This is a genomic window from Mesorhizobium sp. LSJC280B00 (assembly GCF_000502835.1).
In the GTDB taxonomy this organism is placed as follows: domain Bacteria; phylum Pseudomonadota; class Alphaproteobacteria; order Rhizobiales; family Rhizobiaceae; genus Mesorhizobium.
The window spans coordinates 71,570-91,550 of the sequence record NZ_AYVL01000029.1 but is presented as its reverse complement, the minus strand read 5'-3'; the positions used below and the strand labels follow the sequence as shown (position 1 = coordinate 91,550).

Here is a 19,981-nt window from a genome sequence, read left to right as displayed (position 1 = left end):
AAGGCTGCTGTCCGCCCCGTAGACAGCGTCGCCCAGAACGTAAGCGCACGGGACGCCGGCATCGAGCGCCGCCGCGACCATGGCGCGCGCCATCTTTGGCTTGGTCGCAAACTCGACCGTCTCCGGGATCGACGCCCTGGCACATCGCGCCCGATCCTTTGTCCAGCTCTCCGGCAGATAAAGGCGACGATCGACCAGCGCTTGGCCGTAGCGGCTCGCGTAAGCCAAGAACACGCCGANCTGGCTGTTCTCGATCCGCCCCGCCGTTCCCGAGTACTGACGCGCGACACCGGCGGAACGATCGCCCTTCTTCACAAATCCCGTCTCGTCGACGATCAGGACACCATCCTCATCGCCCAACGCCTCCACCACATAATCGCGAACCTCGTCTCGGAGCCGATCAGCGTCCCAGTGGCTGCGCCCCAACAGCGACTGCATCCGATAGGGCCGCTCCGCTCCGGATTGCTCAGCCATCAGCCAGCCTGTCTTGCGCTCAATGCCGGAAAGAAGGCCGTCAAGGAAATCGGCGCCCGTCTCCCGCAACTCACGACGAGGAAGCACCCGCCCAACCCGCGCCTTCAGCGCTGTGAGCTCCTGCTCNGCTCAGCCATCAGCCAGCCTGTCTTGCGCTCAATGCCGGAAAGAAGGCCGTCAAGGAAATCTGCGCCCGTTTCCCGCAACTCACGACGAGGAAGCACCCGCCCAACCCGCGCCTTCAGCGCTGTGAGCGGCCAACAAGCATCCGGCCCGTGGGGCCGACTCGTCTCCCGGTCGTGTGAGCAGAAGAACATCGCGAAGTGCGGCTTCATCCTCGACGCCGCGAGCCTGCTCGCCGTACCGCGGCCGCCGAAAGCCCTAGGCGCTGTCACCAGGCGCCAGCCCACCTCTCTAGCTGGCGGACCATCGCATCGAGCGCGCCGATGGCCGCACCTGCAGTGATTGCAATGTCCTCAATGCGCCGCAACTGTTTGGGTCGGCGGCAGCCCTGCGCAACCAGGCCGGCACCGCCGTCGTCGGCGCGGCTTCCGTGGCACCGGGAAGAGTGCCGTGGTGGCGCAGGAGGGTTTTGGCTCAGAATCATGGAACACGATGAATCATCGCGGCGCTTTTTGTAGAGCGAACGATAAGTCTTGCACGACCAGCCATTTATCCCTCGCGAGATCAATGCCGCGGGCAATTAGCAGGCGAACTCCGTCCGGACTGAGTACCTGTTTCAAGGCGGGCAAAAGAAGTTGTGTAGTCATGTCACGAAATGCTTGGTCCGCTTCTCTGCCGGCCGATGGTCCATGAAATCCCCTCCCCACCCATGACACCAGACACCTCCTTGCCAATAGACCGATCAAGCACTGGCCTCCATGGTACCAGCGTGAACTCGCGCGCCTTCTCGACTATGACGTACTTGCCGCTGGCAAGGTCGATCGAGCGGCGCAATCGACCCTCTATTCGATCACCAGGCTGCGCTTCGGAATACGAGAGTCCGAGTTCGTCAGACAGTTGACCGGCAACACGGTTCAGCTCACGTTGACGCAGCATCGAAAGCATGTTGGCGCGATAGACGATCCGGTCCTGCTCTTCCCGAGCAAGACCTTGCGCAATCAGCCACTGCCGTCGGCGGCCTTGCGCCTCTCGGACATCGCGGCCGAAACCAGAGCTGTGCAAGGCCTCCGGTGTGTCGGAAACCAGCTCTCGATCGAGCCAGGTGGCGCCGTCGAACCTGACTTGTCTCTCCAGCGGCATCGATGAGAGCTTGTGAACCGTGACAGGCTCGGCCCTCGCTCGCTTACGCTCGTAGTCAGACACACGGTCGAGATGATCCGGTGCGACGATCCAGGTGCCGTCCGGCTCGCGCTCGACACGACCGGTCGCCCGGCGGATCGCCTCCAGTCGCCGCACGTGCGTTTCGGCAAAGCGTTCGGTGGCCGACGGGTCATGCTTGAGATGGATATCGATGCTGTAGCGCGCGTCATTGGCCGTGGCGATCTCGGCAATTGTGCGGTCGACTTGCCTTGGCCCGGTGTCCCTCGGCGTGACCCGCACTATGCAGCCCTCTGGCGTCGGTTGGGTGGCCTCGCCTTTGCCGATATCAACATAGTGGCTTTTGCCGTCCACGCCGTCGACGACGAGGTAATGGCGGTCAGTGATTTCGTCGGCCAGGCCGCGCGCAACGATGCGGCCAACGACAGGCTGCATCTGCTCTGCAGATCGATCATGGACAACATAGTCGGCGGCACTGCGGGCGAGCCCCTTGCCGGTCAGTTCGCGGTGCATGGTCTTGATGATGTCGCCCCGCTCGCCGATGCGGCGCAGCGTCGCTTCAAGCTCGCCATCAAGGCGCCAGCGGCCCGAGCCGACTTCCTCAGCCAGACCCATCCGCTCGAGCTTGCGCAGGCGGCCCTGGTGCAGCGTCTGGCGAAACGTGTCTCGGCTGGCCGGTGAGACATGCCCCTCATGGTCGCGCATGCGGAGCAGCTGCCGATCGATGCTGGTGAAGCGTTCCCGCTCCATTTCCTGGCGCAGGCGTTGCTCGATCTCGCGGTCCGTTCTCGGGCCAAGGTCGAGGCTGACCAGCTCGGCCGCCTGTTCACGGATTCCAGACGAGATGTAGTCTCGCGCGATGACAAGATTTTCGCCGCGGTCGTCCTTGCCGCGGACGATAATATGGGTATGCGGATGACCAGTGTTGAAATGATCGACAGCGACCCAGTCGAGCTTGGTGCCGAGGTCTCCTTCCATCTGCGCCATGAGGCGCCGCGTGAGCGGCTTGAGGTCGTCATACTCGATGCCGTCTTCAGGTGCGACGATGAAGCGGAACTGATGCCGGTCGCCATCGGCACGATCGATGAACGCCTTGCCATCGACGCGGTCGCTGTCGGCGCTATAGAGCTCGCCAGGCTCGCCTTCCCGGGTGACGCCGTCGCGCTGGAGGTAGCGAAGGTGTGCACGTGCCCCGTCAACACCCTTGCCGGCCAGCTTGACGATACGCGCCTTGACGACGGCGCGCCGCTGCCGAAACGCCGCGTGGCGATCGCGCGCTCTGAGAACGGCGGCAGCAGCCCCGCCGCGCCCCGCCCGGCTTCCGATGAAGCGGCCACGGCGACCGCTGCCGCCGCCGGCTCGGTTGATCGCGGCGCGAATCTGGCCGGCGAAACGCTTGCCTGCCTTCGAGCCGCGCGATCCGATTTTGCCCAGGCTCGGCTTGAACTCTTCATCCTGCATTGAGCCTCCTAGTAATCTTTAACAAAATCACATGTTTGTCGGCAGCAGCTCTCCTGACGCTGAAGGCAGCCTCCGTGAAAAACGATGTGCAGACAAAGACTTCGCCGGCTCCAGGAGGCGATGCCTTTATCTTGCCTTCAGCGGACCTGCCTCCCTGCCTTCCTGCCCCGACCCACGGTACCCCTGCCCTCACCTGCGATCCGGCCGGCCTGACCTTGCTCGCTCCGATCCGAGCGGCACCACAATTTGGCCATTCGGATCGGTCGCGGAAACACCGCTTCGCAGGAAAAACAGCGACTGCCCGGACGGGATTTCCGGCGCTTTCCGGAACGGGATTTGCCGGTGAACGCGTCCATGTCGGCGGCCGAGATCCCCGCCGCCTTGAGCTCTTCCAGATACGAAACCGTCTCGCTGGGCAGCGGTCGCCCACGCTGCAAATGCTGTTCGTAGCGGTCCGGCCCAGCGTTATAGGCGGCAAACAGGCCGGGAAAGCCGAAGCGGTCATACATGGCGCGCAGATAGGCAGTGCCTGCCAGAATGTTGTCGCGAGGGTCGTGCGGATCGGCTCCCAGGCCAAGCTCTGCGCGCACCTCCTCGTAGGTGCCGGGCATCACCTGCATGAGGCCAATGGCGCCGGCGCTCGATGTGATCGGCCGTCCGTCCACCATTGTCTGCCCCCGGCTTTCGGCATCCATGACGGCATAAATCCAGGGCTGTGGAATGCTGAATCGCCGGCTTGCTTCGGCCACCAAGGGCTGCCATCGTTGGAGCTGCGGACCACGGGAGATGGCGGCCGGCTGAGCGTCGGTCGCGGCGGAACAGGCGCATGGCGCTATCGCGACCATGCCCAGCATCAGGAGGGTTACTCGGTCCATAGCGGCACGAGCCTCCCGGCAATATTTTCGGCCGGCACCGGCCCGAAATAGCGGCTGTCGAAGGAGCGGTTTCTATCGTTGCCGAGCAGGAAAAACTCGTCGGCGGCGAGCTTGCGGCAGGCATTCCACCAAGGCAGCGGACGGTGCTGCGTGTCGGTTGCCAGCCGGCGCGCGACAATCTCGCCGCCGATGATGATGGCGTCGCCGAAGGCGCAGACATGCTCGCCAGGCAGCGCGGCAAGGCGCTTGACCAGCGGCACATTGCTGGGCAGATAGAAGCGTTCGGCGGCGAGATCGGCGACCGGTTTTGGCGGGCGGACGAGCACGAGGTCGCCCCGAGCCGGTGATCCGGACGCGACGCGATAGAGGCCGACCGGCGCACTGGCCGAGGCGTTCCAGACCAGCCAGGGCGATGGTTTGCCGAAGGCGGCGAAGCCGATCAGGCTGAGGCCTGCACTAGCCACGGCGATCGTCTTGCGCGCCCGAATGCGCCGCAGATGGCTGCCGATCAGACGGATAGTGGGACGCCGGCTCATGAGCGGCCTCCCTCACCGGCCGAGCCGGAATCGTGCCCGGCATCCTCGGGCCTGGTCTCCTGCGCGCGTCCCTTCGACCAGTCGTCGAGCTCGTCGATGTGATAGCGGACATAGCGGCCGTGCTTGCGAAATTGCGGGCCGCCGCCTTTGAGCCGCATCTTCTCCAGCGTGCGCTGGGACAGCCCGATATAGAAGGCGGCCTGCGCGGTGTTGAGAAACGGACTGCCCTTCTTCGCGCGGGCCGCGCGTTCGTTTTCGTCGTCCATGATGATCCTCGTTTCGCTACGGACAAGCGAAGGCGAGGATCGGCGAGCGAGATCGTTTTGGGGACGGGCGAAGAGTGGGGGGCGAGTTTTCGCCGCCCCCTCCCGAAAGAGCCCCGCGCCGGTTGCGGCGCGGGGCTCGAGGCTGGCGGTTCAGTCGACCGGGTTCCAGATGATGGCGTATGTGTCGTCGTCATCCTGGCCGGCGGCGCGGCCGAGATTGGCGTAGAGCTTGCGCGGGCCGAACTCCGGGGCGGCAATCGACAGGCTCACATAGTCCTTGCCGGAGGTCTCGCCGGTGCGGATCCAGCCGGCCCCTACTTCGACCCCTTGCGTCAGCACCCGGAAGTCGGGATGGGTGTCGGCGCTCTTTGCCTGATTGGGCACGATGTCGATGTCGGCGCGGACGCTAAGCGTCTTGAGCTGGCCCTTGTAGCCGCCGTTTTCCTGTTTGGTAACGTATCCGATCGCGGTCATTTTCAGTCTCCTTTTGGTGCTCGCCGGGGACCATTCCCCTGCGATGGCGGACCGTGATGGGCGCGTCCGGACCGCCGGAACCGGGACGGCCGCAGCGATAGCGGAGGACCCGAGCGGACAGCTTTTTTGAAGCGAAGCGGCGCGAGGAAGCCGCCGCAGGCGGCGGGGAAAAAAGCTGCTGGCGAGGGTTTCGGGCGGGCCGGATCCGCCCATAGGTCGTCAAGCCAGCCGCAGGGGAATGGTCCCTGAGACACATGGAGACAGGTGGCGCGATCGGCGGCACAACGAACAGGCGGCAATGCAGGGCGCCGGCTGCGCGGGCTCTGTCGGCAACCGGATCGGACAATTGGCCCCATGCGCGGGGCGCCTCGGCAAGCAACCCGGCGCGGTGCAGGGCTGCCGAAATGGGGGCGAGTTGGCGTCGGGATTTCTCGCGCGCGGCACTGGCTCGACAAGACGACCAATCGCCAGCCGGCGCGGCCCGGAGCGGCGCGCGCGACCTGAGCGGCGGTACTCGAGAGAACCGCCGCTCGGGCCCTGATCGACTATTCGCGCACGAACAGCGGCTGCACTTGTGTCCACTGATCGGCGGTGCGGAAGCCGCCGCGGCTGGTGTAGCTTTCGGCCGGGAATTTCATCCAGCGCGGCAGCCAGGTCTCAATCTTCTGGCGGCCATTCTCGCCCGCCAGGAAGTCACGGATGATCTTCGTTTGCGTCTTGACCTTCTCGGCGACATTGCCGTCCGCGACCAGCTTGCCGCCGATCTCGGCCAGCATCGAATTGTCGATTTCCTTGTCGCGCAAGAGGTCGAAGAAGGCATCGTCCGGTTGCCACCATGTGCCCATATCGACGTGCAGATGGTTGCCGAGCGCCTCGATGACGGCGCTGCCGGCTGCAAGCGTCTCGGCCATGACAAGGGTGAGAACGCGCATGACATCGTCGTCGCACAGCGCCAAGAGGCGCGCGAACACGCCGGCGATAGCAAAGGCGTCGCCATTGCCGCCGGCGACCACGCCATCCTCATCCGGTGATCCGAGCAGGGCCAATACCTCGCGCCGCTTTTTGCCGANCATTGCCGCCGGCGACCACGCCATCCTCATCCGGTGATCCGAGCAGGGCCAATACCTCGCGCCGCTTTTTGCCGAATGCGGCTTCAGCCTTGCAGCCGGCAAGGCTGGCAGTCACCGTCTCGTTGGCTGCGCGCTGCGGCTCGGGGCGCACCTGCCACAGGCCGGAACCGGTGATGGCGTGCGCCACCACGAGGCGCAGCGCCACGGCGGGATGGTCGAGCATGGCCGCACGCACGGCAGCATGGCGATGCAGATCGACATAGTTCTGCATCGGGCCGGTGAGTTCGGGGCGCGGCGGCTTGGCGGCTGTTTCTTCTTGCTCGCCGCCCTCGCGGGCGCGGCGGGCTTCCTTGCGTGACAGCCAGCCCTCGTGACACTCGACCTCGCCGCGATGCGAGACAGTGATGACGACCTTGCCGCCCTTCTTCTTCGGGGTCTTCTCGTGGTCCCATGCGTGGAAATACTGGCCCGGCTCCAGCAGCACCACCTCGCTCCAGCCGTGGTTGAGATATGTGTCGCGTCTGGCGGCAATCGCTTCGTTCTGCTTTTGCCAGAACAGGTCGGCATCGGCGAAATAGCTGTCCTCGCCGAACAGGTCCGAGGTGATCAGGCCGGGATATTCGTCGATGGCAAACAGCGCCACCTTGGTGGAAATCGACTGGCCGCCGAACAGCCATTGCTTCAATTGAAAAGCCACGCGGCGCGTGTTGATCGGGATCGGCACAGAGTGCCAGCCAGTCCTTCTGCTGCGCCTTGGACGCCATGGTGAGATGGCGCACCGTCTCGGCGTCGATCTCCTCGCGGCGATAGGCTTCGCGGATTTTGGGCAAGAGGTCGCCAAGCGCCAGAATGCGTTTGACCATCAGCTCGGTGATGCCGAAGGTCGCAGCGATGTCTGGAACGGTGCGGCCTTGCTTGACGAGCCGCGAAAACGTCTCCCATTGCGATACTTCGTCTGGATCGAGGCGGGCGAGGTTTTCGATCAGCGAGGCTTCCAGCGCATCGGCGTCGTCACCGTCCTCCATGATGGCGCAGGGCAAGGGATCGCCTTCGCCGCGCTCGTCGGCAAGCGATTTCGCGGCGAAATAGCGCCGCCTGCCGGCGACGATCTCGAAGGTTTCCGGCTGGCCGTTCGGCCGCACAAGGAGAGGCACCAGCACGCCGCGCGCACGCACGGATGGCAAGATGTCGGGAATGTCGGCCGCGCGTTTTCCATGGCGCATGTTGAGCGCGGAAAAGCTGATCCAAGGGGATGTGGGCAAGCTGCATGGTTACTCTCCTTCGCTTTGGTTAAGGTTGTCCCCGCCGCAGAGGCCGAAGGCCGGCGCGGCGGGACGGTTTTTGCGCCTATCGGCGCTGCTGTTCCGCCGTGTCGGGCGGAAGCTCGGAATGGGGCTTTGAAAGGGCGTCTGCTGCCTGCCGCAGAAGTCGCTCGGCCTCGGTGATGTGGCCGCAAATGCGGGCGGCTTCGGCATAGACGGAGAGCGTAAAGCGCGCGTGGAAATGCAGGTCGCGCTCTATGCCGAGGCCAAGCGGACCTTTTACGGATGCAAGCTCGGCCAGACTGACGCTGCCGAGTTCGGGGAAGCCGAAGCCGAGATCGCAAAGGCCGAACAGCGTGTCGCCATCGGCGTCGAGTTCGCTCAGAAGCCACGTGGCGGCACCTGTCGGATTAAACAGTTTCACAACGGGAAAATGGTCGATGTCGGCGTCGGCGGCGCTATTGGCGAGCAGTCGTGCGCGCAGTGGATCGGTAATCAGGATCATGGAAAGACTCCTTGTCAGAACAGGTCGAGTTGATTTCTGCTGGCTTCATCGAAGAGGCCGATATCGAGCGGCTTTTGCGCCGCGCGCGGACGCATCGGCGCGTCCATCAGGAGGGTGAGCCGATCGCGCGTGGTGATCGGCCGGACGCCGGGAATGAGCATCTGCTCGCCTTGCGGCGTCGGCTCGGTCGCGGTCAGTTGAGGATCGCGCATCGTCATGCCGCAATTCCTTCCTGCGCCTCGCCTTCGGCATCGGCCTGAATGCCAAGCAGGAAATCGGCGGCCTTGGAGGCAAGACTGGCGGCACGGAAGATCGCGCGGTTGTCCTCGCGCAGCACCTTTAGCCATGAGCCGATGTAGTCGGCATGACGCACGGTCGGCTCGATACCGAGCTCGCTGCAGACGAAGGCGGCAGTGATTTCGGCGACCAATTCTTCACGCGCGTAAGCCTTGGAGCCGAACGAGCCGGAGAGGTCGCGAGCAAGCCGCGTCCGGTGGCCGGTCCAGTGGCCAAGCTCGTGAAAGCAGGTCCGGTAATAGTCGATCTGGTGATGGAACGCCGGCTGCGGCGGCACCTGAATGTGGTCGCTGCCCGGCATGTAGAAAGCGCGATCGCCGCCGACCCTGAAATCCGCACCGCTGGCGCGAATGAGCGTCTCGGCCTGCGGCACGATCTCGCACTGAGGCAGCGGCTCGGCGGCGGCATAGAGGTCTTCCGGAAGATTATCGCACTGCGCGACATTGAAGACGGTGAAGCGCTTCAAAAAAGGCACGGCCTGTGGTTCATCGCCCGCGTGGCGTGCGCGCTCCTTCTCGTCCTTGGGGACAAAGCGGTCGGCATGCACGATGGTCGTGCCGCGCTCGCCCTTCCTGACATTGCCGCCAAGGACGAGCGCCTGCCGGAAGGTGAGCCAGTTCTGGCTGGGATAGCTGCGCTCGATGACCGCGCCCCACAGGATGAGGATATTGATGCCGGAATAGGTGCGCCCAGAGGATGCATTCCTCGGCAGCCCAAGGCCTGCCTTTGCGCTGCCCCATGGCTTGACCCATGGCACGGTGCCGCGCTCCAGCTCGGCAATGATGCGGTCGGTGATCTCCTGATAAAGGCTGGCGCCGGGGCGCCCGCCCTTGCCTGCGCCNCCATGGCCGCTCGCCCCTCAGAGCAAGCGCCGTTCTCTCTCCAAAACTTTTTGCAGAACCTTCAGCACACTATCAAGATGCCTTGTTCAGCCATGCTGCGACAGCTGCTGTTCTTTTGCTGCAGGAGCGGTGGCTGGCGCCCCGTGGACGCATTCCTCGGCAGGCCAAGGCCTGCCTTTGCGCTGCCCCATGGCTTGACCCATGGCACGGTGCCGCGCCCCAGTTCGGCAATGATGCGGTCGGTGATCTCCTGATAAAGGCTGGCGCCGGGGCGCCCGCCCTTGCCTGCGCCAGCCTCTCCGCTGGGGGTACGCTTGCTGTTTGCATGCATCGTCTCATCCTCCGCTCGCCAATCGCCGCGCCTTTCCCCGGAAGCGGGGTGGGCGGCGAGTCGCGACCGGAAAGGCCCGCCGTGGGAGGCGGACCGCATCCGGAGGACCGGAACGAAGAGCAGGACCCTGAGCGGCACGCGAAGGTTGCGGGCTGCCGCGGCGGGCCTAGAAGGGAGTGCCGCCCACCCCGCGCCACCGGGAAAGGCCAACAGACAAACCGCGCCGCCCGCAAGGGCGGCGGCCGTCACAGCCCGAAGGGCTGCCCGCGCCAAGGGGCGAAGCCGAATGGCCGAGACCGCCTGAGCTTGCCGAAGAAAAGCGGGCTCGGTTCACGAGCACCTGGTGCGCGCCAAGGCGCGCCGGCGCCCGCCAGGATCGTAGGCTGGACAGAATTTCGCACGGATCAGCGTCAAGCGCCGCGGATCCAGCGCTCAAAAGGCGAGGTTCGCAGCAGGCATGAATCGATCAACGGGAACAGATGAGACTCGAAGCTCAACTCTGTGCGATGAAGTCCCCTGGTCGGAGAACCTCACGAGCGACGACAGGGAGCATTTCACGATTTACCTGGGCGATTACAAACCCGGCAAAGGAACAGACCGCTATGCCTAAGAGTTGGACGGCATGAGACAGGAATCCGTTTTCAACCTTCGGCAGTCGTTCGGTCTTGAACTAGACATGCCTATGGACGCCGGGATTGCGCCCTACGTGCACGTCTTGCGCCGGGAGGGGATCGAGACCTACGAATCTTGTCAGGGCGGACCTGGGCATGTATTTCCAGAGCCGACGATTCGGTTCCATGGTGGTCGTGGCGAGGGCTTCAAAGCATTCGCCATAGCAACCACTCACGGATTGCCAGTTTATGCCGTGCGCAGGATTTGGACTGTGGACGATGGGGAGCTGACTGGACCATTTTGGGAAATTGTTTTCCGTGAACAGGCCCAGTCAGAAGGAGATTTTTAGAGACGTTTGCAGTGATCGCACTTCGGCAAACCACCAGTGCCGGCGATGCGATTTTTCGTTTCGATGTTGTTGCCTTCAGTGCACTGATTGTTGTCGTGGTATACCTTCGTGCCTGTAAGTTTTGAATGGAAGGGATTCACTTTAGCCATTTGATACTCCGAATCACCAGTTTTCTAAACGGAGCCGTGTTAGCATGCAGGCGTTCATGAGTCCTTTTGATTCCGAACTGTTGCGAAAAATACTTCAAAGAATACTGCACCGAAACGTGTGCGATGCAGCATTTCGTAAGCATTTACAACGGACGGCTCAGACTCGAGACTTCCGCCATGCCGCCTTGCGTGGCTTCCTCCGAACAAAACCAGCGCTCGCCTTTCAACAGGTTGAGGCGCGTGTCCCAGTAATATTCCTGTCCGGGATCATGATAGATGCGCTCGCCCGTTTTGTAGCTGATATTGGCTTTGATGTTGCAGCCGACAGCGGCAGGGTCGATTCGAAGGCAAGAAAGCCAGCCAGGAGTTGTCTTGATAGCGACGGTTGCCCACGCCCCTTCCCTCCGAAGAGAGAATGCGACGTTTGCAGCCTGGAGTCTACAAGTCGGGTCTAATTCACCGGTCCTGTTCCGAACCATTGAATGAACGGCGCATCCTTGCCCGTGATATCCTTCACCGTCTTTAACAGCGCTTCATGGGTGCGTTGGAGAGCCAGGTAATGGTTGCTGGTAGGTGATAGAAGCGGCTGGACGATGCTCTTGTGCAGCCGTTCCGCCTCCGCCAGAAAGCGCTCGATTTCAGCCTGTGAAAGCTGCTTGGAAAGTTTGGTCCTAGCCATTGCGATCTCCATTGAGGAATCGCCCCACCTAGGATTATCATCCTATATCAGCATGGCCGGGTAAAGACCCACCCGCAGCGGAATGGCAGCTTGCCGAAGAAAAGCGCGCTCGGTTCACGGCACCGGCGCGAGCCGTTGGTGCGCGGGCGCCCGCTAGGACCGCAGGCTGGACAGAATCTCGCACGGATCAGCGTCAAGCGCCGCAGTTAAGTCGAGAAACTCGATGACGTCGAGACGCCGCTCTCCACCCTCGTACTTGGCCACGAAGGATTGGGGACGATCAAGTTTCTCGGCCACCTGCGCCTGAGTCAGGCCTTTGGCCTTGCGCAGGGAAACCAACTGGGCCAGAAACCGCTGGTGGCGGGGCGATCGAAGAGACTTGGGCATGTAGGCGAACCGGTCGGGTAAAGACCGGATCAGCGACTAATCCCGGTTTCGGATTATCCCATTTTGGGATATGCTGCGGGCGCTCAACAGGCGAGGTTCGCAGGCATGAATCGACCAATGGGAACAGATGAGAGTCGAAGCTCAACGTTGAGGGATGAAGTCCCCTGGTCGGAGAGCCTGACGGCCTACGACAGGGAGCATTTCACGATCTACCTGCGGATCCTGGATGCCTGCGCCGACAATGCCAGCGAAGAGGAGATGGCCGATCTCATTCTCGGCATCGACCCGGCCCTTGAACCGGTCCGCGCCCGCAAGGCTCTTCGCAGCCATATCGACCGTGCGAACTGGATGGTGACGACTGGCTACAAGGAACTGTTCGCCGGCTGAGGCACAGCACGGATTGTCATGCTCTTCAAACAAGGAAGTTCAGATACCCGCCATTCATGAGCGCACGGCCGCGAGAGACGGCGCGGCGGGAGCGGTCACAACTGGTTCGCGTGCTGTTTGACTGCCATTTCTAGTGCTTGGCTCAGAGGCACCGCCTTGGAGAAGAGGAAGCCCTGAGCGGTCCTGCAGCCAAGCTTGTGCAGGGTTTGCCGATCCGCCTCTGTTTCGACGCCCTCGGCCATGACCTCGATCCCGAGCATGTTACCGAGATCGATGACCGATTTGACAAGCAGTCGGTCCTCTCGGGACTTGGCCAAGCCGCGAATGAAACCCTGGTCTATTTTCACCTTGCGTATCCGACTGTCCTTGAGCGATGCCAACGTGGAAAAGCCGGTGCCGAAGTCATCGAGCGCGATGGAAATGCCGGCATGTGAAAGCCGTCCGAGCTTTTCATCCACTCTGTCCGGGTCAACCGGGGATTCTTCGGTAATCTCGATCTCGAACATCGTTGCAGGGAGACCTCTTGCCGCCAGACCATCCAGAACCATGTCGTCGATATCGCCGGCTTCCAGTTCGCGCGGCGAAATATTCATCGCCACACGGAGATCACGACAGTCAGCTTTCACCAAGCCGTCGATAAAAGCACAACAGTCGGCGAATACGGTTTGCGTCAGCAGCTGAAGCATTCCGGTTTCGCGTGCAGCTGTGATGATTTCGGGTGGAGAGATGGCGCCATGAGTCGGATGGGACCACCTCAGCAAGGCTTCAAAACCGACCACGGCCTCGGTGTCGAGTTTCACGATCGGCTGGAACCAAGGTTGCAAGCTTCTCGTCTTTATCGCCGAATGAAGGTCCCGTTCGACGGACTGGCGGCGTTGCAGTTCCCTGTCGAGTTCGGCATCGAACAGGCAAAATTCGTTCCTGCCACGACGCTTGGCCGTATAAAGGGCGATATCCGCCCGCAACAACATTTCCGTCAGGCCCGGCGTCTGCGCCAAGTATATTCCTATCGATGCCCCGACACGGACGGACGCGACCTCGATATAGGGTCGGGCAATTTTGGCTATGATATTGGAGGCGAGATCACTGGCAGAAAGCGAAACCCTCGTTGAGGGAAAAAACAGCACGAATTCATCGCCGCCGATACGAGCGAGCGTTGAGCCTTCCGGTGCTTCCTCCTCTATGCGGCGGGCGATCCTGACAAGCAGTTCATCACCGGTCCTGTGACCGTAGGTATCGTTGACGGATTTGAACCCGTCCAGATCAACCAGCATTGCCACGAAGGGGCCATCCGCGGTCTCGAAACGTCCGATTGCGTCTTCGAGGCCACGCCTGTTGAGAAGGGCCGTCAGGTGGTCCTGCCTGGAACTGGCCTTCATCTCCGCCGCAAGCCGCTCGGCCTCATGCCTCAGGCGGCTCGCTTCGCGGAACCGTGCTTGCCCAACACACGAAGCTCGAACCAAGCCGCCCATGAAAAGCAGAACGGTAAAAGCCAGAATGTAGTCTTCAAAATTGCCTTTCGCCAAAAGGCATCCCACCGTGATGAGGAGCGGAGGTGTGATGAAGTTGGTCGCCGCCGCGGCATACGAACTGCCGTATGTAACCGCACCAGCGGAAATGCCCGCCAGAATGACCAGATGCAGCGGTGCTTGAGGTGTCGTGTATCCAACAGTCAGGACGGCCAGGAAGGACCAGGCAAACCCTGCCAGAAGGGCAAGGATGCCAAACCAGCGAAGCCGCGGCAAAACCCCCACTAAACCGTCATGGCGCCCCGTTTCCTTTAGCTGATAACGCGCGAGTGCAAGGCGGGCGGCATTTATCGCATTGACGACCAGGAACCAGATTGCAGCGGCAAAGCCGCTGCCAGAAAGGGCGTGCACCGCCCAAATCAGGCCTGACAGGATACCGCTTATCGGCATCGACACGAAGAGGCCGGTCCTCAGGTCAGCAAGCTGATCCTGACGGATTTTGGCCTCCAGCGTGTCTACTTTCTTCGGGGCCATGGACGGACCAGCTTGCTCCCATCGTTGTTCGCGAGGACAAGCTTACGCAGGCCCACTGAAGGACGGGTTAACTATCCAGCGGGGGGTAACCAGTGCGCTCACCATGTCTTCGGGGCGCACGTCTGCTCTTGGCCTTGCCGTCTGACCATCGAGCTCTTGCCCGCACGCGTGCCTTGATCCGAATCATCCCAGGATCGGCAACGTCACCATGGAAGCAGCCCTGCCAACGGCATCAACGCGCCCGGCGAGACAAAAGGAAGCCGGGCCGAGATAGCGTTCCAGAGCGGCAGCGCTGCCTGCGATTCACCGCCTGAGCATGGCCGAAATGCCATGGCGGATAAAGGGAAGATATTGGGCAAAGCGAAGCCCCGCATGTCTTGCAAGCCGTGCCGCCGGGTGCTCGCCTGAGTAGAGACCGACAAGTACATTCGTAGCATGATAGAGCGGTGCCGCCGACAGACGCAGCCGGCTTTCGTATCTGCCGAGCATGTCGGGATCAGCAATGTCGCGGCGCTCGCGATATGCCGCCAGGATTCCATCGGCGAGTTGCTTCTGGCCACTGAGGCCGATGTTGAAGCCATGCGCGGTCACCGGGTGCATGCCGAGGGCAGCATCGCCGATCAGTGCCGCACTCGGAGCCCAGAACTTGTGCGCCCAGGTCGTGACCAGCGGATAGGCATGGCGGGTGCTTGCCAAGGTCATCTCTCCGAGGCGTCCTCGACACCGGCTCGTCAATTCCATGAGGAACAAATCGTCGTCGAGAGCAAGCAGTCTGTCGGCCTCGCTTGAGCGCAAAGTGAGAAGCAGCGACGACACGCCTTCCATGAGCGGCAACATCGCTATCGTCTGATGGTGATCGAACCATTCGACCGCGATCTGGTGATGGGCGCGCTCGTGCCTCACCCGGCAAATCAGCATGGAGTTGCCAAGCCGATTGATCGCGGCGCCAATGCCGAGGAGGTCGCGCGTCGCGGACAAACGCGAATCCGCTGCAACGAGCAGCCGAGCGGCCAATTGCCTGCCATCACAGAGCCTTATGACTGCTTCTTTGTGGCTGGTTGTTGCATTGACGACCGAGCGGCCGCACAGCAGCTGCGCATGACCCTGGAAGCGGACAATCTTGAACAGGGCGGCGCGGATCCGACAATTTGGGACCAGAATTCCGAGTGGTTCCGCAGATCCGCTGGGAGAATCGAAGCACAGGGCGAAAGGGCTCGATCCGTTGAGCACGCGCGCGCCTTGTAGCGGTGATTTGTCCGAAGCGGGGATGGCATCCCAGGCGCCGAGCTCGCGAAGGATTCCAACCGATGCGTGGGTCAGCGCGATCTCGCGACCGTCGAAAGCCGGATTCGCCAGGCTTTCGAGCGACTGCCGTTCAACCACTGCCACCTTGAGTCGGCTCTGGGCAAGCGATGCGGCGAAGGAAAGTCCGACCGGCCCGGCTCCGACGACAATAACGTCGAATCTATCGACAGAGCCGGCCATCAGCGTGCCGCCATAGCGTCGGCTATCTGCGACGAAGAGCACTGGAGCGCATCGCAATCGATCCACGGTTTGCGGCTCATGTCCCCAAGCGTCTCCACGCGACCTAACCGTCCGTTAGACATCCGTTCTCCGTTGAAAAATGGTCAATGAAACCATGCCGACGAAGAGATAACCCTGATCTGGATCAACCAGGCTCGATAAACGCGGCAACCGCTGGTTCACGGTCGACTGGTCGATCGCCACGCCATGGTCTGGTCAGGTCATCATGGAATGGCGGGCTTCCCCTTCGGTGCGGCCCTTTCACGGCGGTAACAGGGGTTCGATTCCCCTTTGGCGCACCAGCAAAATCAATCACTTAGCTGCATTTTCCGCAAACTCGTCTAAGATTCATCTAAAATTTGTTATGTGGAAAACGGTGGATTTGGGTGGAGATTGATGGAATCAGATAGCCGAACGTTGAAATTGGCTCCTATATGAGTGCTTGGGGGGCCAGATGCATTGTGAGGTTGAGTTTCTGCCGGTTGGCTCCGGCTCCAAAGCCGGTGACGCCATTGTAGTGCGTTATGGCGACGCTGCCGATTATCATTTGATCTTGGTCGACGGTGGCCATGCCGAAACCGGAGACAACATCGTCGCGCACCTCAAGAAGCAGTTTGGGCCATTTCCTGTGCTTGAGCATGTAGTGCTGACGCACTCCGATGCGGACCACGCGTCGGGGCTGCGCACCGTCTTGAGCGAAATTCCTGTGCGAAATCTCTGGATGCATATTCCATGGCTGCTCGCCGAGGAATCCCGTCACCTGTTTTCAGATAAGCGATGGACTCCGGAAGGCCTGAAGGCGGCTGTCAAAGCCGAATACGGGACGATCAGTGAAATCTACGATCTAGCTGTCGAAGCTGGCTGCAATATTTTCTTTCCGTTTCAAGGTGCCGACATTGGTCCATTCCGGGTGTGCTCACCAAAGAGGGCTACTTACAACTACCTGCTCCCACAATTCGAAAAAACACCCGACCCGGATCAGGGCGCTATCGAAGCGGCCCATATTTGGATTGGGAAGGAATCATTGACCCACAAGATTTTTGAAGCTGCGAAAGCAGCATTGCAGGGCTGGACCGAGGAAACGTGGGATAACGAGCGATTGAAGGATGGAGGCATCACCAGCGCAAGCAACGAGTCTAGCGTCGTGCTTTATGGCGCCTTCGAAAACAACGCCCGCGTTTTGCTAACCGGTGACACGGGTGTGAGCGGTCTTTGGTGGACAGCTAGTTACGCAGAAAGCGTGGGCCTGCCCCTTCAGCAGTTCACCTTTGTGCAAATCCCGCATCACGGAAGTCGCCGCAATGTGGGGCCGACTGTTCTGACCAAACTATTGGGGGAGAAGCAGCCGGAAGGCGCAGCGTATCGCTTCTCGGCGTACGTTTCAGCACCCAAGGATGACGCCAAACATCCACGTCGCATGGTTCTCAACGCATTTAAGCGCCGTGGCGGCCTCATCATTGCGACACAGGGAGGCAGCAAAGTTCATTGGGGAGGCTTCCCGGCACGTCCTGGATATAGCGTGGCGGAAGGCCTGCCCTTCTACACACAGGTCGAGGAATATACGTGAGCACAGGTGGACCGCCGCGCTCGTTGAAAGATCAGACCCGCTGGCAGCTTTGGCTTACGATTGCCGCGAATTTTGCTTTGTTTTATGGGGTGGCACAGTCTGACGCTCTTGCGGTTTCCGGCATCAAGGGCCTGCTGGTGGGGGCCGCAAACCTTCTTCCGGTCGGGCTAGCTCTCATTGTTACATCAGTCGCAAACGGCCTTCTGAACGCCGCTGCGAAAGCCCGCTTGGTGTTTCTTCGATGGCACTTTGCATTGCCTGGACATCGAGCCTTTAGCAGCCACGGGCCGACAGATCCTCGCATCGATATGTCTCGACTGAAAGACTCTTTGGGAGATACTTTCCCCCGAACACCGGGTGACGAAAATCGCCTGTGGTATCGGTTTTACAAAGACGTCGAGTCAGAGACCGCAATCCTCCATGCTCACAGGGAATTTCTGTTTACTCGCGACTACGCCGCTTTTTCGTTCCTGTTTCTTTTCGGCTTTGGGACCGCAGCGGTTTTCATGGTGCAGTCCCTGAGGGTGTCGTTTATCTATTGCGCCGTTCTGCTGCTACAGTTCTTGGTTGTTCGCCACTCGGCGGCAACCTATGGTGTCCGGTTGGTAACAACGGTGCTGGCGCGCCACGCAGCGAAGACGGTTTGAATTTCCGGGTAGTATAGGCTCCTCTTACCCTCACGCCGTCCTCCAAACCTCGACGCTGGTAAAGAGTTCGGACTCGCCGGAGGCGGCGGCTAGTCCAAACCCGGCCGTGTTGTTGGTTCCCGAACACCAATGCTCGACGCGGTGCGCCTTGCCGGCGAGAGCGGTTCCCCATCCGAACGAGTCGGTTTGTTGGTGAGGGCTGGTGTCAGCCACCGCGCTAGAGCCGGAGGCGACCACAACACCGTCAGTGACATTGAAGAGCCTGGCGATGTGTTGTGTGGCTCCCCATGCCGGCGCCCGCCACCGGACCCTGCAATTTACCGATGGCGTGAATTCGTCGCCGGCCAAGGTGATGACACCAGCGGGATCATATGACTTGGTGTTCAAGGTTCGTGGTCGAAATACACATTTCTTATGTCTGCACTTGCCGTCGTGGCGCTCGCCCTTTCGGCATGCTCGGCGGCGGCTTTCGAGTTCGAACGCGTCACCGTCACCAACGCCAGCTACGACAACCCGCTCGCCGAGCGCATAGAAGAAACGGCCTGATGCCGGAGGCGATGTCGTCAAGGTGCATTGCGGTCCGACGATGGAACCGACAAAGTCTTCGCCGACTTCTCCTACCGTGTCACGTTCCAGCCGGACGGCGGCATAGACGTCACCCAGTGGTAATTCGGCCTTGACCGATGTTCCTATTCCGTTCTAGCGCAGGAATAAATTCATACGGTGAAGAATGCCGAGGCGATGGGCTGAGGAGGCCGAACTAGCCCGCGCTTATCATGGTGCGCGCCAACGCGGGGAAGCGGGTCACGCTCTCCCCGGATACCGCACTATTCGTCGGATTGAAGCTGTTGACTGCCTCGGCGAAGCCAACGGCCGCCGAGGTCGCACTTATGATCTGCGATAGCAAGTGTGAGCGCCCGTGTTACCCCTGCCAAGGCAAGGCCAACGGGATAGTCCGCGCCTACGGCACTGCGCCGGCTAACGCCGGTCTACACAGGTTTACGCTACTGAAAAGTCGGCGAGACACCCGGAATTGCGTGACCTGTTACTTTGGTAGTGCTTTTCTATTTACTAATTTAGTTGCGGCTTGTATTATGGCTTGTTTCCGAGATGAAAAGGGGTCTGCAATGAAAGCTTACGGCAAGATCCTACTTGTCGCCGCAACGGGTTTGTTACCTACGGCGGCGTATGCTGATACGTGCGATACGGGGAAAGACTCTTGCAGCATAACATGCCCCAAGCGCTGCTATGCGTCTTGGGATGCCACCGCAAAAACCTGCAGCAAGGGCTGTAGGGACACGCTGGTTGAGAAGAAGAGTCACACTCTTTATATGTCAATCAACGGATTGACGAAGCAAGAGCTAATGTCGCTCTTGAAAGGAAAAAAGCTCGCAGATTGAGATTGTTACGTTTCGGCGGTCAAGGTCTTGCCGGTTTCGAAAGCGATCATGTCTGCATTTTCTTGTTTGAGAATTCTAGATCAATATCAAGAGGTTGGCGAGGCCACGGGGCGACGCAGTCCAACTGGCTTTTCGGGATCTCGCCGGACAGGATGCAGCCGTATCGGTCATAGGCGCCGATACCTGGGGCGAAGAACCATGCGGAACGCCCGGCGGCATCGGTGTGGGCGCCGTCCTCCTCGTCTCGAAAAGGGCGGAGCGGCCCGACACAGAGGCCGCCTCGGGTGCGATAGGTTCCGCCGGTCCTGACGTCGATTGGTTCGCCAAGATCTTGGTCTTGACCGACTTTAGCGAGCCTGGCTGCGGCCAAGATCAACTTGCTGAATTCGGGCAATTCTATATTTTGGGTGACGGCCATATCGAAGCGTCCTCTTTGGTTGTGGTTAGAGCCGGCGAGTGTTTCTATCACTCGCCGGCTCACTCACATTTCGACAAATCCATTCGCAAATCAAGTACAAAACGAGCTTGCCACGTTTTATCAGGTGATGGCGGGAGATATCTTCCCATGTTGTTTGCGATATGCAAACGATACTGATTTTTAGT

The 19,981-nt window shown here is 61.0% G+C and carries 19 protein-coding genes and 4 pseudogenes; 5 read left to right on the top strand and 18 right to left on the bottom strand.

Features of this window, described 5'->3' with window-relative positions; genetic code table 11:
* The 13 genes and pseudogenes from X773_RS68150 to X773_RS75295 all read right to left on the bottom strand — a co-directional run.
* A partial coding sequence (locus X773_RS68150; protein ID WP_156937446.1) for an IS701 family transposase occupies nt 1-582 on the bottom strand: 582 nt, incomplete at its 3' end.
* A gap of 180 nt (nt 583-762) precedes the next feature.
* Nucleotides 763-1,005, bottom strand: a pseudogene (locus X773_RS78460) (DUF1403 family protein); the annotation flags it as partial.
* Between the two features lie 240 nt (nt 1,006-1,245).
* Entirely contained in the window at nt 1,246-3,216 is a 1,971-nt protein-coding gene (rlxS, locus tag X773_RS68145; RefSeq protein WP_023679655.1) for a relaxase/mobilization nuclease RlxS, read from the bottom strand.
* 189 nt (nt 3,217-3,405) lie between these two features.
* A pseudogene (locus tag X773_RS68140) lies at nt 3,406-4,091 on the bottom strand (lytic transglycosylase domain-containing protein).
* Entirely contained in the window at nt 4,079-4,627 is a 549-nt protein-coding gene (gene lepB, locus X773_RS68135) for a signal peptidase I (RefSeq protein ID WP_023679654.1), read from the bottom strand. Before lepB ends, X773_RS68140 begins: the two are co-directional and overlap by 13 nt.
* The gene (locus X773_RS68130) at nt 4,624-4,893 is read right to left on the bottom strand and encodes a helix-turn-helix domain-containing protein (RefSeq protein ID WP_023679653.1); all 270 of its coding nucleotides are present in this window, start codon (nt 4,891-4,893) and stop codon (nt 4,624-4,626) included. Before X773_RS68130 ends, lepB begins: the two co-directional genes overlap by 4 nt.
* A gap of 150 nt (nt 4,894-5,043) precedes the next feature.
* Nucleotides 5,044-5,367: a DUF736 domain-containing protein gene (locus X773_RS68125; protein WP_023672372.1), complete on the bottom strand. Its 324-nt coding sequence runs from the start codon at nt 5,365-5,367 to the stop codon at nt 5,044-5,046.
* 545 nt (nt 5,368-5,912) lie between these two features.
* Entirely contained in the window at nt 5,913-6,413 is a 501-nt protein-coding gene (locus X773_RS78455; protein ID WP_245274809.1) for a hypothetical protein, read from the bottom strand.
* A gap of 827 nt (nt 6,414-7,240) precedes the next feature.
* A pseudogene (locus X773_RS78450) lies at nt 7,241-7,660 on the bottom strand (ParB/RepB/Spo0J family partition protein); the annotation flags it as partial.
* Between the two features lie 124 nt (nt 7,661-7,784).
* Nucleotides 7,785-8,204, bottom strand: coding sequence for a DUF2958 domain-containing protein (locus tag X773_RS68110; RefSeq protein WP_023679652.1), 420 nt, complete (start codon nt 8,202-8,204; stop codon nt 7,785-7,787).
* Nucleotides 8,205-8,218: 14 nt separating this feature from the next.
* Entirely contained in the window at nt 8,219-8,422 is a 204-nt protein-coding gene (locus tag X773_RS68105; protein ID WP_023679651.1) for a hypothetical protein, read from the bottom strand.
* Nucleotides 8,419-9,297, bottom strand: a complete 879-nt coding sequence (locus X773_RS68100; protein WP_051406235.1) for a zincin-like metallopeptidase domain-containing protein — start codon at nt 9,295-9,297, stop codon at nt 8,419-8,421. Before X773_RS68100 ends, X773_RS68105 begins: the two co-directional genes overlap by 4 nt.
* Nucleotides 9,298-9,479: 182 nt before the next feature.
* Nucleotides 9,480-9,674, bottom strand: a pseudogene (locus X773_RS75295) (ArdC-like ssDNA-binding domain-containing protein); the annotation flags it as partial.
* A gap of 622 nt (nt 9,675-10,296) precedes the next feature.
* Between X773_RS75295 and X773_RS68090 the strand changes: the two are divergent.
* On the top strand, nt 10,297-10,635 hold the full coding sequence (locus tag X773_RS68090) for a hypothetical protein (RefSeq protein WP_023679648.1): 339 nt from the start codon (nt 10,297-10,299) through the stop codon (nt 10,633-10,635).
* A gap of 600 nt (nt 10,636-11,235) precedes the next feature.
* Here X773_RS68090 and X773_RS68085 read toward each other — a convergent pair.
* Together X773_RS68085 and X773_RS68080 are read right to left on the bottom strand one after the other, a co-directional pair.
* Nucleotides 11,236-11,463 carry a hypothetical protein gene (locus tag X773_RS68085; protein WP_023679647.1) on the bottom strand — a complete coding sequence of 76 codons (228 nt, stop codon included), beginning with the start codon at nt 11,461-11,463 and terminating at the stop codon, nt 11,236-11,238.
* A 153-nt stretch (nt 11,464-11,616) separates the two neighbouring features.
* Nucleotides 11,617-11,850, bottom strand: coding sequence for a helix-turn-helix transcriptional regulator (locus X773_RS68080; protein ID WP_023679646.1), 234 nt, complete (start codon nt 11,848-11,850; stop codon nt 11,617-11,619).
* A gap of 105 nt (nt 11,851-11,955) precedes the next feature.
* Between X773_RS68080 and X773_RS68075 the strand changes: the two genes are divergently transcribed.
* Nucleotides 11,956-12,237, top strand: a complete 282-nt coding sequence (locus X773_RS68075; protein WP_023679645.1) for a DUF2285 domain-containing protein — start codon at nt 11,956-11,958, stop codon at nt 12,235-12,237.
* A 95-nt stretch (nt 12,238-12,332) separates the two neighbouring features.
* Here the strand turns inward: X773_RS68075 and X773_RS68070 are convergent, their stop codons facing one another.
* Together X773_RS68070 and ubiM are read right to left on the bottom strand one after the other, a co-directional pair.
* On the bottom strand, nt 12,333-14,240 hold the full coding sequence (locus X773_RS68070) for a bifunctional diguanylate cyclase/phosphodiesterase (protein ID WP_023679644.1): 1,908 nt from the start codon (nt 14,238-14,240) through the stop codon (nt 12,333-12,335).
* A 303-nt stretch (nt 14,241-14,543) separates the two neighbouring features.
* Nucleotides 14,544-15,725 carry a 5-demethoxyubiquinol-8 5-hydroxylase UbiM gene (gene ubiM, locus X773_RS68065; RefSeq protein ID WP_023679643.1) on the bottom strand — a complete coding sequence of 394 codons (1,182 nt, stop codon included), beginning with the start codon at nt 15,723-15,725 and terminating at the stop codon, nt 14,544-14,546.
* Between the two features lie 493 nt (nt 15,726-16,218).
* Here ubiM and X773_RS0139310 point away from each other — a divergent pair, with 493 nt between their 5' ends.
* The 3 genes from X773_RS0139310 (at nt 16,219) to X773_RS79155 (ending at nt 18,524) form a co-directional block, all read left to right on the top strand.
* Complete coding sequence (locus X773_RS0139310; RefSeq protein WP_031212638.1) at nt 16,219-17,331, top strand: MBL fold metallo-hydrolase; 1,113 nt, start codon at nt 16,219-16,221, stop codon at nt 17,329-17,331.
* Nucleotides 17,328-17,978, top strand: coding sequence for a hypothetical protein (locus X773_RS68060; protein WP_156937445.1), 651 nt, complete (start codon nt 17,328-17,330; stop codon nt 17,976-17,978). The genes X773_RS0139310 and X773_RS68060 overlap by 4 nt, the downstream gene beginning before the upstream one ends.
* A gap of 414 nt (nt 17,979-18,392) precedes the next feature.
* The gene (locus X773_RS79155) at nt 18,393-18,524 is read left to right on the top strand and encodes a hypothetical protein (RefSeq protein ID WP_023679638.1); all 132 of its coding nucleotides are present in this window, start codon (nt 18,393-18,395) and stop codon (nt 18,522-18,524) included.
* A gap of 900 nt (nt 18,525-19,424) precedes the next feature.
* On the opposite strand, the gene X773_RS68045 is transcribed toward X773_RS79155, so the two are convergent.
* Nucleotides 19,425-19,796, bottom strand: a complete 372-nt coding sequence (locus X773_RS68045) for a hypothetical protein (protein ID WP_156937444.1) — start codon at nt 19,794-19,796, stop codon at nt 19,425-19,427.
* Nucleotides 19,797-19,981: the final 185 nt, after the last annotated feature.